Below are 15,482 nucleotides of genomic sequence, written 5' to 3'. Positions count from 1 at the left end.
AATGCGCTTAATGATTAGTGATGCACATCACATTTCACCCCTTCAGCTGGGTCAGTTCATGACTCAGACTATCAGCCAGCATGCGCACGCGGGTGGGATCGAACATCACATGTAGCCCCGGAGAGGCCTCGGTATGCCGGGCGCAGAAGCTGTCCATTTCCGCCGCGCAGCGGTACAGCTCCTGAATATTGACCTGACAAATCTCACGCATGCTCCAGCTGTTCTCGACCAGCCGCGCGAAGTGCAGCGTGAAAAAGGCTTTTTGCGCGTGACGAAACAGCAGGCAATAGAGGTCAAAACCTTGCCACTCCTCCCGCCAGCGCTGGTGCAGCGAGAAGGGAAACGCCGCGCGGTCGGCAAAGGCCAGCGCCTGTTCGCGTAGGGTTACCGCCGCCTGCCAGGCGCTATCTTTCTCTTCGGCAATCAGCGACAGGTTACGCGCGGAAGTCTCGACGTCGCTGGCGCTAAAGAAAATATCCCGCTCCGAGCCGGGCAGCCAATGGTTGCGGTTGAGCTGGCCGTACAGGCTCCACACCGCCTGGCCATAGCTCGCAGGCACCTGGCTGTGGCGATGAAAGACGTGATCGCGCACGTAAATGGCCTGATACAACACCTGCCCGGCCTGGCCCATCAGCGACTGAAATTCGTCGAAGGTTGCCTCATCGGGACGCCAGCCGTAGCACTCATCCAGCCAGTGGGTCAGCAGCGCCGCGCGGGTCAGATGCTCGTTTTCCCGCGCCAGAATCTGGCTACAGGCGACCAGATTGCACTCGCTCAGCGTGCCCATCACCCAGTGGTTGTCCACCCCTTCCCAGCTGGTTTTGCACACCGCGCCGGTAATCGTTGGGTTGCCCCGGCACCACAGCAGGCGGCCCTGAAGTTCATCGATACGCGGGAAGGGGAACACGCCCCAGCCCACTTCCTCGCCCACCAGGTCCAGCTCCACCCACACGTCGCGGTCCTCGACATCCAGCAGCGCTGGGTTGTTGGGGAACGTTGGCCAGAAACGCTCCGGCGTTAGTTTAATGGACACCGAGACGCACTCCGGCAACGTGCGGATGGCCTCCATCACGTTGCTGATATCGTGGTTACCCGCCGGAAAGGCGCGCAGCACCAGATGCTTATTTTCACGTATCACCGCGCGGGCCATGGCGCTGAAGCACTGGGTATAGCGAGAGAGGCTGCGGGGGTCGATATGCGGCGAGGGATCGTCCTGCCCGGTCAGCTCCCAGTTGGGCCGGGAGATCGGCAGCAGGCCGTCGGTGTTGGAGAGCGCCACCAGCAGTCCGCTGATGGCGGGGATCTGTTGGCAGAGCAAGGAGAGTTTATCCGCCAGATACTGGCACCAGAATTCGACGTCGAAGCGGATGCTGCCGTCTTTATCAATCAGCTGCGGGTGCGCCGCCAGCAGGTCGGCGGGGAAGCTCAGTTCCTTGGCCTGCAGATAAAATTTCAGCCCGTGCTGCTGGCAGTAACCCGCCAGCCGGTTGAGGTACACGCAGCGCGCGCGCTGCTGGCTGGAGAGGCGATCGTTGTACTGATGCGGGGTGTAGCCTTTCGGCGAAACGAGCTTATCGAACAGGTCCGTTTGCCCCACCACCACGGTCGTAAACTCATGGCGGGCCGCCCACTGTACCAGCTGGCAGGCTTTGTCCCAGTTCCAGAACTCCTGGTTATTCAGTTCCAGCGCACGCGTCTTCCACATTGTCTCTCTCCATCACGCCACCGCGGCGAGCGGCTATTGTAAACACAGATGGTAGAGAACAATCAGCGTCCTGAAGTGCGCTACTTCACAATAAAGCGCGTTGGCGCAAAGCAGTTGAGCAGGCGGTGCAGAATAAACACCATCGTCAGCGTCGCCAGCAGCGAAATCGTGACCGAGGTGGCGCGGTAGAGATCGCTGAACACCAGGTCACCGTCCGGCTGCAGATTCTGGCCAAACATAATGCCGATGGTGGTGATGCTGGCAAAGCCCACGCCCGCCCCCACTTTTTCCATCACGTGCAGCCGCGCGCTGAAAGCCAGACCGAGGCCAATTAACGGCATCATCAACAGCATGTGGCTGCTGTGATCGTAGAGGAGCAACTGAACCACCAGAATATATAAACAGGCCAGAACCACACCAACGACGCGCCAGATCGAGCTGATCACCGCGCCACGGTAGTGCATCGGGAAGAGGATCAGGATCCCCGCCATCAGCGCCGACAGAGAATCGCTGAGGTCGCTGACCTGGAAGACGATAAAGATTATCGTCGCCACGCTGCCGGAAAGCAGCGATTCATGGCGTACGCGGGCAGCGTCTTTTTCAATCAGCGGCGGCGGCTTGCGCGGCTCGGCGTCTGGAATCAGGTAGTGCATCAGCGCGCTGAGCGCGACCGCCAGAACGCTGGCTTCAATATTCGAAAACAACAGCGTATGCCAGTTGGCCGTCGGGTAGCTCATAAAGTTGAGCATCACGCTCTGGCATACCACGCCCATCGAACCGAACAGGAACAGCGGCCCTTTGCTCATAAAGCGAAAACGCATCACGTACAGCGCGAACACCACCAGCGTCATCATCACCGGCCATTGGCTCAGATAGCCGATGATCAGCACCATTTCGAGGCAGTTCAGCGAGGCGCTAAAAATAAACTGTTTCGCCACATGACGATTAAATACCGGTACCAGCGCGGTGAGCAGCAGCGGGTAAACCACGTAAAAAACGCCGTACTGGGTATCGAAAAAGCTCGAAATACTCAGCGCCAGCATGCCGGCAAAAGAGATGCGCAAGGTCTGACGGAAATCGTTCGCCGTGTAGACGATATTGCCGTGAGGGGTAAAGACCTGCGCGAGGGTGTTAATAGACATAGTGCAACCAGCTTATCAGGTGGATTTGCAGGCCAGAGAAGAAACGGGCAAAAGCACCTTCGCTGTTATACAGCTGAACGGTCGCGCGCGCGCCGGTCGGCAAGGTTTTCTCCAGCGGCTCGTCCAGCGCAACGTGGATACGCATACGCTGCGCGTCGCGTACCCAACGGGTGGACTGTTCCGGCTGCGATAGCTCGCCGTTTACCTCTTCCTGGCCGGCAAGGATCCCGGCGTCGCTGCTGGTCACTCGCGCGGCGAAGACTTTACCCGGCATAGCATCAAATACCACCGCGGCGTCGGTTCCCTGGCGCGTGTGGCGCAGACTTTTTTCGCGGAAGTCGGCGACGATGTCGGTCTGCTGATTGACCACTGCCATCACCGGGCTGCCCGCCGAGGCATACAGGCCGGGGCTAAGCTGTAAGTTGCTGACGGTACCGTCAGCTTCAGCGCGAATTTTCGTCCACTCAAGATTGAGCTGCGCTTCCCGTAGCGTGGTCTGATACTGTTGGAGCGTAACGTTGCGACGGTCATCGCGCTCGCCGCGCTGAATTTGCAGATTGTGAATCGAGGCGCGCAATGCACTCACCGACTGCTCGCTGGTCTGCCAGGTGGTGCGCACCTTATCGAGATCGGCCTGCGAGACGTTCTGCATCCGGCTCAGGCTTTGATAGCGATCGTAGGTCACGCGATCGTTACGCGCAGTCAGCTGCGCGGTTTTAAGGTTGGCCTCGGCGGCGGCAATCTGCGCGTCCAGCTGTTGATTGCTTAGCTTTGCCTGGGCCAGCGCCAGCGTCGCGGCATCGACCTTATTCTGGAACGGCGTTGGGTCCAGCTCATACAGCAGGTCGCCCTTTTTCACCGTGCTGTTGTTGTGCACGTACACCTGCGAGACGTAGCCGGAAACGCGGGACGAAATCGGCGTCACCACGCGCATTACCGTAGAATCCGGCGTGAGCGGGATCCAGATATCAGCAACGATAAAATAGGCAAACATCAGCAGGAAAGAGGCAATACTCACCCTTACCCAGCGGGCAAACTTCTGTTCTGGCGTCATCATGGTGTTATTCGGTTTTATTATTTTCTTCGCGGATATTCCGCAGATTGCAGGCTATTTGATTCAGGGTCTCGCTAAACTTGGCCATGTCGGCGGCAGCGATGCCGGTGGACACACGGGTCTGGAAGACTTCAATCACCTGGTTTAGCGTCTGGAGCACCGCCCGACCTTCGTCGGTCAGCGTCAGCAGGCGAATTCGTTTGTCGTACGGCGATACCGTGCGCAGCAGATAACCCTGCTGTTCAAGCAGGGTGAGCGTACGCATGAGCGGCGGCAGTTCGATACCCTGCATTTCCGCCAGCTCGCTGACCGAGACGTTATCACCCAGCTGATGCAGCTGCATCAGCACCGTCCAGCTGGACTGGGTCAAGCCGGTTTCGGTAATCGCATGATCGATGATAGAACGCCATTGGCGCACAATCATGGCCATCCGCATCCCCATCGGGCGACGGGCAAACAGTTCATCTTCAGTCATGGCAATCTCCGATCGTGTCGTACGATTACGATAATACTTACCATGATAACTATCAAGGAACAGAATGGCTAAATAGCATGGATTGTAAAATGGCCCTACTGACCGGCGATGTATTCGACGTCCATCGTTTCGCAGTCAACAAAGCCAATACGCGCGAGCCTGGCCGATGGCCCTTTCGCCACGAACGGCACGCGATACTCGTCTTCTTCAATCGAGACTTCGCCGAAGGTGAGTTCTGGCGTCAGGGTGCCCAGCGTGCGCTTTTCACGGTACCAGTGGGGGAAGCGGCCGCGTAGATAATCGTCTTTGACGCGCAGCAGCGCTTTACGGGAAAAATCAATACGGCATACAGAGGTGGTGTCAGGATACATCTCATGAACAACAAATATGGTGGTGATGCCCGCAGTCAGCAGGCTACAAAATAGTGCGGTCACTAATAATGTCTTTCTCATGCTGAAGGTAGGTATGTTGAGTGAAGTAATTATGGCATCTGAGATTATTCTAAAAACAAATAAAAACATGTAAAGCAATGCATTGGTATTGTTTCGTAAATATCGAACAAATGACTCAATAAAAAGGATTAAACCTCCTCCATTACGAGTATTTTACTGTTAATGCATGGTGTTTATTTTGTTATACAACAACAAAGTAACGACTTAGTTGCTGCTACGGAGCAGTATTTTAGATCTAATAAACAGTGCTACACCATTCGCTATTCCCGCATGACAAACTCAGATTATTTTGAATGTTAGTGGTAATGTATATAAAGGATATAATTAAGCATCGCCCTCATAATGAAATATCAACACGGTTACGTAACGTTATTATTTTCTGGGAAAAATTGACGCATGACTTCGCAAAAAATTCACCGTACTTATCGAGTCAGGGGTAGACAACCAAGCCGGGTTGATGGCACGATGTCCGGATGAACACAAACGTGACCGTTATCCGCTCAAACCGTTGGTGGCTGCCTTCATAACAGGCGGCACGGGTTACGTTATCTTTTTCAAAGCCGCCGAAAGGCGGCTTTGTTGTTTCTCAGTCTCGTCTTTCGGCTTTATGTCTTACAAAGGAGCGACTGATGAACAACACACACACCATTCTTACCGGCGACCGTCCTACCGGACAGCTACATCTTGGACACTATGCCGGTTCGCTGCGCCAACGCGTTCAGCTTCAGCATGAACACCAACAGTTTATCCTGATTGCCGACCTGCAGGGGCTGACCGACAACGGCAGCAATCCGCAAAAAATCAGCCACAATATACTGGAAGTGATGGCCGACTATCTCGCCGTCGGCATCGACCCGCAGCTTACCACCATTTGCCTGCAATCCGCCCTGCCCGCGCTGGCGGAGCTGACCGCGCTGTACATGAACATCGTCACCGTCGCCCGCGTGGAGCGTAACCCGACGGTTAAGAATGAGATTGCGCAGAAAGGTTTCTCGCGCGCGCTACCTGTGGGCTTTATGGTTTACCCCATCAGCCAGGCTGCCGACATCACCGCATTTGGCGCCGATCGTGTACCCGTTGGCGACGATCAGCTACCGATGATCGAACAAACCAACGAGATCGTGCACAAGATGAATAGCCTGACGACCGAACCGGTGCTACGCCACTGCAAAGCGCTGCTCAGCGACGTCAGCCGCCTGCCGGGAATTGACGGCGGCGCGAAAATGTCGAAATCGCTCGGTAATACGCTGACGCTGTCAGCCAGCGAGGCGGAGATCCACCAGGCGGTCAGCGCCATGTTTACTGACCCCAACCATCTGCGCGTGGCCGACCCGGGAAAAATTGAGGGTAACGTCGTCTTTACCTACCTTGATGCCTTCCATCCCGATAAAAGCCTGATCGCAGAGATGAAGGCGCACTACCAGCGCGGCGGATTGGGCGACAGGCAGTGTAAAAATGAGCTGGAAGCCTGCTTACAGGAGCTGCTGGCTCCCATTCGCGAACGTCGCGCCACCGTCATTCAGGATAAGGCGATGCTTCTGGATCTCCTACGCCAGGGCAGTGAGCGGGCGCATGAAGTGACACAGCAAACGCTGCACGCGGTGAAGCGCGGGCTGGGGCTCCCCATTCTGTTCTGAGCGCCATAAGGGCATCAGGCTGTGTGGATGCCCTTCGCCTGTTTTGATTAATCGTGTTACACAATCAGCAAGTCCCTGTTAATGGTATGGACATAATCAATGCCGATGTTAGTATGACATTGACAGTAGCTATATTTATGCGTGTTTCATTTACGGCCAGGATTGCTGATGATGACCACATGAGTAGCACACTTCACAGCATCCTTTCCCCTCCTCAGTACGAAACGCGCGCCACTCAGTAACAGGGAACAGAGCGGGTAGCGTATGGACAAATTCAAGCGGCATTGGGCCTGGTATCTCGTCGGTTTCGCGGTGGCGATTGCCGCCGTGGCATGGTGGATGCTGCGTCCACCGGGGCTACCAGAGGGTTTCGCCAGCAGCAACGGCAGAATTGAAGCCACCGAAGTGGATATCGCCAGCAAAACCGCCGGACGTATCGAGGCGATTCTGGTCAAAGAGGGGCAGTTTGTCCGCCAGGGCGAGATACTGGCGAAGATGGATACCCGCGTCCTGAACGAACAGCGGCTGGAAGCCGCCGCGCAGATTAAAGAGGCGCAGAGCGCCATCGCCGCAGCAAAAGCCTTGCTCGACCAGCGACAAAGCGAAATGCGCGCCAGCGAAGCGGTGGTGAAACAACGTCAGGCCGAGCTGGACTCGACGTCAAAACGCCACGTCCGCTCCAGTACGCTATCGCAGCGCGGCGCGGTATCCGCTCAGCAACTTGATGATGACCGCGCCGCCGCCGAAAGCGGTCGGGCCGCGCTCGAATCTGCCCGTGCCCAGGTTTCTGCCGCTAAAGCGGCCATTGAGGCGGCACGTACCAGCATTATCCAGGCGCAAACCCGCGTCGAAGCCGCTCAGGCCACCGAGCGACGTATCATGGCCGACATTGACGACAGCACGCTGAAAGCGCCGCGCGACGGACGCATTCAGTACCGCGTCGCCGAGCCGGGCGAAGTGCTGGCCGCCGGTGGCCGGGTGTTGAATATGGTCGACCTGGCCGACGTCTACATGACCTTCTTCCTGCCGACCGAGCAGGCTGGCCTGCTGGCGCTGGGCAGCGAGGTGCGTCTGATCCTCGACGCCGCACCGGATCTGGTGATCCCCGCCCATATCAGCTTTGTCGCCAGCGTCGCCCAGTTCACGCCGAAAACCGTAGAAACCCGCGATGAGCGGCTTAAATTGATGTTCCGCGTTAAGGCGCGCATTCCGCCCGAGCTGCTGGCAGAACACCTGGAATATGTGAAAACCGGTCTGCCGGGCATGGCCTACGTCCGACTGGATAACCAGCAGCAATGGCCTGCCATGCTGATGGTGAGGCTGCCGCAATGAAACGGGACGCACATCCCCCTGTCGCTCGGCTTGAGCACGTCGGACAGCGTTTCGGCACGACCGTGGCGCTCAACGACATTACGCTGACCATTCCGTCTCGCTGCATGGTGGGGCTGATTGGCCCGGACGGCGTGGGCAAATCCAGCCTGCTGTCGTTGATTGCCGGCGCGCGAGTGATTGAACAGGGTAATGTGATGGTGCTCGGCGGCGATATGCGCGACGCCCGACATCGTCGCGATGTCTGCCCGAAGATCGCCTGGATGCCGCAGGGATTGGGTAAAAACCTCTATCACACGCTGTCGGTCTACGAAAACGTCGACTTCTTCGCCCGTCTGTTCGGTCACGATAAACGTGAGCGCGAAGCGCGTATTGATGAGCTGCTGCACAGCACCGGGCTGGCGCCGTTCCGCGATCGTCCGGCGGGGAAACTCTCCGGCGGCATGAAGCAGAAGCTCGGCCTGTGCTGCGCGCTGATCCACGATCCTCAGCTATTGATCCTCGATGAACCCACTACCGGCGTCGACCCGCTCTCCCGCGCGCAATTCTGGACGCTTATCGACAGTATCCGCGAGCGCCAGCCTGACATGAGCGTGCTGGTCGCGACCGCCTATATGGAAGAAGCCGAGCGCTTCGACTGGCTGGTCGCGATGAACGACGGGGAAGTGCTGGCCACCGGCAGCGCGGAAGAGCTGCGTACACAAACCGCCAACCCGACGCTGGAACAGGCGTTTATCGCGCTGCTGCCGGAAGCGCAGCGCAATGCGCACCAGCAGGTGATCATCCCCCCGCGCGACGCGAGCGAAGAAGAGATTGCCATTGAGGCCCGTGGCCTGACCATGCGCTTCGGCGATTTTGTCGCAGTTGACCACGTTAACTTCCGCATTGCCCGCGACGAGATTTTTGGCTTTCTGGGGTCTAACGGCTGCGGTAAATCCACCACCATGAAGATGCTGACCGGGCTGCTGCCCGCCAGCGAGGGCGAAGCCTGGCTGTTCGGCCAACCGGTGGATCCGAAAGATATCGCCACCCGTCGCCGAGTGGGCTATATGTCGCAGGCATTTTCGCTCTATAGCGAGCTGAGCGTATGTCAGAACCTGGAGCTGCACGCAAAGCTGTTCCATATACCGGATGAGGAGATCCCTGGCCGTGTGGCGGAAATGAGCCAGCGCTTTATGCTCACCGAGGTCGAGGATGCCCTGCCCGCAGCGCTGCCGCTGGGGATCCGTCAGCGCCTTTCGCTGGCGGTGGCGGTGATTCATCGTCCGGAGATGCTGATCCTCGATGAACCGACTTCCGGCGTCGATCCGGTCGCGCGCGATATGTTCTGGCAGCTGATGGTAGACCTGGCGCGACGGGATAAAGTCACCATTTTTATTTCCACCCACTTTATGAACGAAGCCGAACGCTGCGACCGTATTTCACTGATGCATGCCGGCAAGGTGCTGGCCAGCGATACGCCGCAGGCGCTTGTGGAACAGCGCGGCGCGGCCACGCTGGAAGCGGCTTTTATCGCTTATCTGCAGGAGGCTTCTGATCCGGTTCCCGTCGCGGAAATGGTGGATACGCCGCGTAAGAGTGAGAACGAGCCGCCGCGTCAGGCCTTTAGTTTGCGGCGCCTGTTCAGCTACAGCCGCCGCGAGGCGCTGGAGTTGCGGCGGGATCCGGTGCGCTCAACGCTGGCGCTGCTCGGTACGGTGATCCTGATGTTTATCATGGGCTACGGGATCAGCATGGACGTGGAGGATCTGCGTTTTGCGGTGCTCGATCGCGATCAAACGGTCAGCAGCCAGGGTTGGACGCAGAACATTGCCGGATCGCGCTATTTTATCGAGCAGCCGCCGCTGTATAGCTACGACGATCTCGATCGCCGTATGCGCAACGGCGAGCTGGCGGTGGCGATAGAGATCCCACCTCACTTTGGCCGCGATATTGCCCGCGGCACGCCGGTGCAGATTGGCGTGTGGGTGGACGGCGCGATGCCAAACCGTGCGGAAACGGTGCGCGGCTACGTGCAGGCGATGCACCTTGCGTGGCTACAGGAGATGGCTGGGCGTCAGCCTTCTGCCAGCCGGGATACATCGTTGATTTCTATCGAGACGCGCTATCGCTATAACCCAGATGTGAAGAGCCTGCCGGCGATCGTTCCGGCGGTGATCCCGCTGCTGCTGATGATGATCCCGGCGATGCTCAGCGCACTGAGCGTAGTGCGGGAAAAAGAACTGGGGTCGATCATCAACCTGTACGTCACGCCGACCACCCGCAGCGAGTTTTTGCTCGGCAAGCAGGTGCCGTACATCGTGCTGGGGATGTTCAACTTTCTGCTGCTGTGCGCGCTGTCGGTGTTTGTCTTCGGCGTACCGCATAAGGGCAGCTTCCTGACGCTAACGCTGGCGGCGCTGCTGTACGTGACGATCGCCACCGGGCTGGGGCTCCTGATCTCCACCTTCATGAAGAGCCAGATTGCGGCGATCTTTGGTACGGCGATCATTACGCTGATCCCCGCTACGCAGTTTTCCGGCATGATCGATCCGGTGGCCTCGCTTGAAGGACCTGGTCGCTGGATTGGCCAAATTTACCCGACCAGCCACTTCCTGACTATTGCCCGCGGCACCTTCTCGAAGGCGTTGGGGTTGGGTGACCTGTGGGGATCGTTTATTCCCTTACTGATTGCCGTACCGCTGGTACTGGGGCTTTCCGTATGGCTGCTGAAAAAACAGGAGGGATAATGCGCGGATTACGCAATATTTATAACCTCGGCGTGAAGGAGCTGCGCAGCCTGCTCGGCGATAAAGCAATGCTGGCGCTGATCGTTTTTGCCTTTACCGTCTCGGTTTACTCCTCCGCGACGGTGATGCCGGGCTCATTGCACCTGGCGCCGATCGCCATTGCCGACATGGACAAATCGCAGCTTTCCTCACGGATTATCAATAGTTTCTATCGTCCGTGGTTTCTGGAGCCGGAGCTTATCACCGCCGATGAGATGGACGCCGGACTGGATGCCGGGCGCTATACCTTCGCTATTAACATTCCGCCTAATTTTCAACGAGATGTGCTGGCAGGAAGGCAGCCTGATTTGCAGGTAAACGTGGATGCCACACGCATGAGTCAGGCCTTTACCGGCAATGGCTATATCCAGAATATCGTTACCGCCGAGGTGAACAGCTTTGTGTCCCGCTACCGCGAAAATAGCGTGCTGCCGGTAGAATTGGCGGTGAGGATGCGCTTTAACCCAAACCTTGAGCAGGAACGATTTGGCGCGGTGATGGCGATTATCAACAATATCACCATGCTGGCGATTGTCCTGACCGGCTCGGCGCTGATTCGCGAGCGCGAACATGGAACGGTGGAGCACCTGCTGGTGATGCCGGTGACGCCGTTTGAGATAATGCTCGCCAAAATCTGGTCGATGGGGCTGGTTGTTCTGGTGGTGTCGGGGCTGTCGCTGATATTGATGGTGCAGGGCGTGCTGCAGATGCCGATTGAAGGGTCGATCCCGCTGTTTATGCTGGGGGTGGCGTTGAGCCTGTTTGCCACGACGTCGATCGGTATTTTTATGGGGACCATTGCCCGCTCCATGCCGCAGTTGGGGTTATTGATGATCCTGGTGCTGCTGCCGCTACAGATGCTTTCCGGCGGTTCCACGCCGCGTGAGAGCATGCCGCAGCTGGTGCAGGATATTATGCAAACCATGCCGACGACGCATTTCGTCAGCCTGGCACAGGCCATTCTCTATCGCGGGGCAGATTTTGCCATCGTCTGGCCGCAGTTCTTAACGTTGCTGGCGATTGGCGGCGTCTTTTTTACTATCGCGCTGGTTCGTTTTCGTAAGACGATTGGAGAGATGGCCTGATATCGCGCTGCCCGTCCCCCCGGCGGGCAGCGGCCAAATTCGCGATCCACTTCAAAAAACGCAGTTAATCCCTTCCGCTTCCGAGGATGTGTCAACCGTTTGACAGCCTTGCCGGAGGGCCGTTGTTACATTGCGGCCATCCGTCAGGACATACAGACACAGGAAGCAGCAATGAAAATCACCAAACTCACCACGTTTATTATGCACGTGCCGGTCACGAAAAATATTATCGGCGACTCAACCCATAGCATTACCCATTGGGGAATGCCGGGGGTGATGATCGAAACGGATACCGGTCTTGTTGGCTATGGCTATACCGGCACCCATGCCGATATCACCACCGACCGCCTTATCACCACGATCATTCAGGACGTTTTCGGCCCTATGCTGATCGGCGAAGATGCCAGCGAAGTCCGCTATCTGCACCGTAAGATGTCGCGCAGTTCGACCAATATCTGGGTTGGTCGCGGCGGTTTGATGCAAATGGCGCTCTCTGCCATTGATATCGCGCTGTGGGATCTTAAAGCCAAAATGGTCGAGCAGCCGCTATGGAAAGTCTTTGGCGGCTCGAAAAACACCCGCGTTCTCGCCTATAACACCGACTGCGGCTGGCTGGTCCGTGATACGGCGGAGCTGGTTGATGACTGCAAGAAAATGATTTTTGAAGAAGGGTTTAATGCCATCAAAATGAAAATCGGCAAGCCGGACCCGCGTGAGGATCTCAAACGTATTGAGGCCGTCAGAAAGGCGATCGGCGATGACGTGAATCTGATGGTCGACGCGAACGCCAAATGGGACATCAGTACCGCCAAACAATACGGCTCACGGCTGGCGGATTTCGATATCACCTGGTTTGAAGAGCCGATGTGGCACGATGACGTCGCAAGCCACCGTACGCTGGCTGAACATATCCACACGCCGATTGCGCTGGGCGAGCTTCTCTATCAATTTGATTCATTTAAAGAATTTGTGCTGGCGGGTGCCGTGGATTACCTGCAGCCCGATGCAACGCGTTGTGGGGGGCTGACGGCGGTTTGGGAAATTGCCGATCTGGGTCAGGCTTTCAATCTGCCGGTCACGCCACATCACGGTGACATGATGCAGGCGCAGCTGCACCTGGTCATGGCGCATCCTTCCTGCTCATTGCTGGAATTTATCCCCTGGACGCTGGACTGCTTCGTCGATCCGGTGGAAGTCAACGAGGGCTACTATTCTCTGCCCACCGCGCCTGGCGCCGGCACTACCCTTCGCCAGGAGGCGATTGAGCGCTTTAGCGTAAGATAAACCAACCTGTATCGCCCGGGCACCGCTCGGGCCACAACAATAATGACAAATACAAAGAGGTGATTTATGCCCGCCCCTACCGATCAGGATTTATCACTGGCAATCCGTAAATCCATTCGTCGGATCATCCCGATGGTGACGTTGATGTTTATTCTGGCCTATCTGGATCGTTCCAACATTGGCTTTGCCAAACAAGAGTTTCAGCTGGATACCGGCCTCAGTGATGCGGCTTACGCTTTCGGCGCCGGGATCTTCTTTATCGGCTATGCGCTGTTTGAAGTCCCCAGCAATATACTGCTTTATCGTATCGGCGCTCGCGTCTGGCTTGCGCGTATTATGGTGACCTGGGGCCTCGTGTCCGCGTCGATGATGTTTGCCCACACGGAGTCGGTTTTTATCTTCTTACGTTTCCTGCTTGGCGTCAGCGAAGCAGGTTTCTTCCCCGGGGTTATTCTTTATCTGACCTTCTGGTTCCCGCAGCATATTCGCGCGCGCGTCACCGGCTACTTTCTGTTTGGCGCACCGCTGGCCTTCATCATCGGCGGGCCGCTTTCCGGTTCACTGCTGTCGCTTGAGGGCACGGTACTGGCATTTGGTTTGCACGGTTGGCAGTTGATGTTCCTCGTGGAAGGTCTGCTCGCCTCCGCCGTTGGCATCTGGGTCTTCTTCTATCTTGATGACCGCCCTGATAACGCTAGCTGGCTGACAAAACAGGAAAAAGCGGCGCTAAATAAAACGCTGGATCAGGAGGAACAGGTCAAACTCGCCCACGGGCCGAAAGGGGTGTGGCAAGCGCTGCTGGACATCCGTGTGCTTTATTTATGCCTGATCTGGTTTACGGTGCAGGTATGCGGTTATGGGATCTACTTCTTCCTGCCGACGCAAATCGCTACGCTGATGGGCACCAAAGTGGGCTTACTGGTCGGTTTCATTACCGCTATTCCGCCGCTGTGCGCGGCTATCGCGGTGTACTACGTGCCGCGTATTTCGGAAAGATTGCAGGAGCGTCGTTATGTTGCCTCTATCACCTTTATGTCCGGCGCCGTCGGGATTGCCATCTCCGGACTCGCAGACAGTATCCCGTTGATTGCCATTGTCGCTCTGTGCGTCGCTGCTGCCGGGCACCTGGCAATGCAGCCGTTATACTGGACCTTCCCCTCTTCTTATCTTGGCGGTGCGGCAGCCGCTTCGGGCATCGCGTTGATTAACTCGATGGGGAATCTGGGAGGATTTGTGGCGCCAAACCTGCGCGTGTGGGCGGAACAAACCTTTCACTCTGCGCAGGCGGGGCTCTATTTCCTGGCCATGGTGACGGCAGCGGGCAGCCTGATGATTCTGGCGCTCCGTCGATTCGGCATTGAAAAGCCAATGAACACGCCGCCCGCAAACCGCAACGTATCGGCCAGCGAGGCAAAATATCTGCGCCACTCTGATTAACAGGAAATGATACAGTGCTACGACAACAATCAACCTCAGGCAGTCACAACGATGGTTAAGATATTGACCGTAGCACCGTCACATGATCCCGTCATTTCGCCGGAGGAGATCAACACTATTCTGCTTGGCAGCAGTTGGTTTCGCGCACTACCGGATTATTTCATTGAACAGATGGTGTCCCGCGCCACTCTGTATCAATACGAGAATGGTGAAATCATTCACTACCGCGGTGATGAATCGCTGGGTTTGTATGCGGTCATCACCGGTTCCGTGAAGGTGAGTTCCGTCTCTGCCGATGGCAGAGAGTGTATTTTCCGCTATCTTTCGCCGGGCAACTGGTTCGGCGAAATTGGCATGATCGATAAGTCTACCCGCACCCACGATGCGAGGGCGATCGGTAAGACGACACTCCTGACGCTAAAGCCCCGCGACGTTGAATTCCTTCTGCAAAACTACCCGATTCTTCATCGTTTTCTGGCGTTACTGTTGTGTAAAGTGGTACGCAATGCCTTCACCATGCTGCATGACAGCACGTTGTTATCGGTGTCTGCGCGCCTCGCAAAGCGTTTAGTCAGCCTATCAGAGGGATACGGCGAGCCGCATGAACGGGGAGTGTTGATCAATCTCTATCTGACGCAGGACGATCTGGCGACAATCATTAATACAACTCGCCAAACCATCAATAAACGGTTGGTTGCGTGGGAGAAATTAGGATGGATAGACGCGAAGTACGGCAAAATTTTAATCGTCAATATCAATGCACTCAGGCAGTTATATGCTGATGAAGACGAATAGCGCGATCTGATCGCTTTTTCTATTTCGCACAGACGCAAAAAAGCCCATCCGTCAGGATGGGCTTCTTCACTTATTTGATGCCTGGCAGTTCCCTACTCTCGCATGGGGAGACCCCACACTACCATCGGCGCTACGGCGTTTCACTTCTGAGTTCGGCATGGGGTCAGGTGGGACCACCGCGCTACAGCCGCCAGGCAAATTCTGTTATCAACACGCATTAGCCTGTCGATATAATCTGTAATCAAGCTGAAACTGATGTCTGTCTTTCGCCAAAACATCTTCGGCGTTGTAAGGTTAAGCCTCACGGTTCATTAGTATC

Annotated in this window: 12 protein-coding genes and 1 rRNA gene; 7 read left to right on the top strand and 6 right to left on the bottom strand. The window is 56.6% G+C overall.

Annotated elements, in window-relative coordinates; all coding sequences use genetic code 11:
* Positions 1-34: 34 nt before the first annotated feature.
* From M989_RS16645 to M989_RS25630, 5 genes are all read right to left on the bottom strand, one after another.
* The gene (locus M989_RS16645) at positions 35-1,705 is read right to left on the bottom strand and encodes a hypothetical protein (protein ID WP_064547069.1); all 1,671 of its coding nucleotides are present in this window, start codon (positions 1,703-1,705) and stop codon (positions 35-37) included.
* 80 nt (positions 1,706-1,785) lie between these two features.
* Positions 1,786-2,847, bottom strand: coding sequence for a DUF2955 domain-containing protein (locus tag M989_RS16640; RefSeq protein ID WP_064547067.1), 1,062 nt, complete (start codon positions 2,845-2,847; stop codon positions 1,786-1,788).
* Positions 2,837-3,904: an HlyD family secretion protein gene (locus tag M989_RS16635; RefSeq protein ID WP_064547065.1), complete on the bottom strand. Its 1,068-nt coding sequence runs from the start codon at positions 3,902-3,904 to the stop codon at positions 2,837-2,839. The genes M989_RS16640 and M989_RS16635 overlap by 11 nt, the downstream gene beginning before the upstream one ends.
* Before the next feature lie 4 nt (positions 3,905-3,908).
* The gene (locus tag M989_RS16630) at positions 3,909-4,376 is read right to left on the bottom strand and encodes a MarR family transcriptional regulator (protein WP_064547063.1); all 468 of its coding nucleotides are present in this window, start codon (positions 4,374-4,376) and stop codon (positions 3,909-3,911) included.
* Positions 4,377-4,471: 95 nt separating this feature from the next.
* On the bottom strand, positions 4,472-4,810 hold the full coding sequence (locus tag M989_RS25630; RefSeq protein ID WP_163448861.1) for a YebF family protein: 339 nt from the start codon (positions 4,808-4,810) through the stop codon (positions 4,472-4,474).
* A gap of 647 nt (positions 4,811-5,457) precedes the next feature.
* On the opposite strand from M989_RS25630, the gene trpS reads away from it, so the two are divergent.
* From trpS to M989_RS16590, 7 genes are all read left to right on the top strand, one after another.
* Positions 5,458-6,465 (top strand): tryptophan--tRNA ligase, encoded by a 1,008-nt coding sequence (trpS, locus tag M989_RS16620; protein ID WP_064547059.1) that lies wholly within the window; start codon positions 5,458-5,460, stop codon positions 6,463-6,465.
* Between the two features lie 264 nt (positions 6,466-6,729).
* Positions 6,730-7,797: an HlyD family secretion protein gene (locus M989_RS16615; RefSeq protein WP_064547057.1), complete on the top strand. Its 1,068-nt coding sequence runs from the start codon at positions 6,730-6,732 to the stop codon at positions 7,795-7,797.
* Positions 7,794-10,523: a ribosome-associated ATPase/putative transporter RbbA gene (rbbA, locus tag M989_RS16610; RefSeq protein WP_064547055.1), complete on the top strand. Its 2,730-nt coding sequence runs from the start codon at positions 7,794-7,796 to the stop codon at positions 10,521-10,523. Before M989_RS16615 ends, rbbA begins: the two co-directional genes overlap by 4 nt.
* Positions 10,523-11,647: an ABC transporter permease gene (locus M989_RS16605; RefSeq protein ID WP_064547053.1), complete on the top strand. Its 1,125-nt coding sequence runs from the start codon at positions 10,523-10,525 to the stop codon at positions 11,645-11,647. The genes rbbA and M989_RS16605 overlap by 1 nt, the downstream gene beginning before the upstream one ends.
* A 171-nt stretch (positions 11,648-11,818) precedes the next feature.
* Positions 11,819-12,931 carry a mandelate racemase/muconate lactonizing enzyme family protein gene (locus M989_RS16600; RefSeq protein WP_064547052.1) on the top strand — a complete coding sequence of 371 codons (1,113 nt, stop codon included), beginning with the start codon at positions 11,819-11,821 and terminating at the stop codon, positions 12,929-12,931.
* Between the two features lie 66 nt (positions 12,932-12,997).
* Positions 12,998-14,368 (top strand): MFS transporter, encoded by a 1,371-nt coding sequence (locus tag M989_RS16595; RefSeq protein WP_064547050.1) that lies wholly within the window; start codon positions 12,998-13,000, stop codon positions 14,366-14,368.
* 63 nt (positions 14,369-14,431) lie between these two features.
* Complete coding sequence (locus M989_RS16590; protein ID WP_245191268.1) at positions 14,432-15,163, top strand: Crp/Fnr family transcriptional regulator; 732 nt, start codon at positions 14,432-14,434, stop codon at positions 15,161-15,163.
* Positions 15,164-15,242: 79 nt separating this feature from the next.
* On the opposite strand, the gene rrf is transcribed toward M989_RS16590, so the two are convergent.
* Positions 15,243-15,358 (bottom strand): 5S ribosomal RNA (gene rrf / locus M989_RS16585).
* Positions 15,359-15,482 lie beyond the last annotated feature (124 nt).

The sequence above is a fragment of the Kluyvera georgiana ATCC 51603 genome (genome assembly GCF_001654985.1).
In the GTDB taxonomy this organism is placed as follows: Bacteria; Pseudomonadota; Gammaproteobacteria; order Enterobacterales; family Enterobacteriaceae; genus Kluyvera; species Kluyvera georgiana.
Note: the sequence above shows the minus strand (reverse complement) of the source record. Positions and strands in the feature narration are given on the sequence as shown.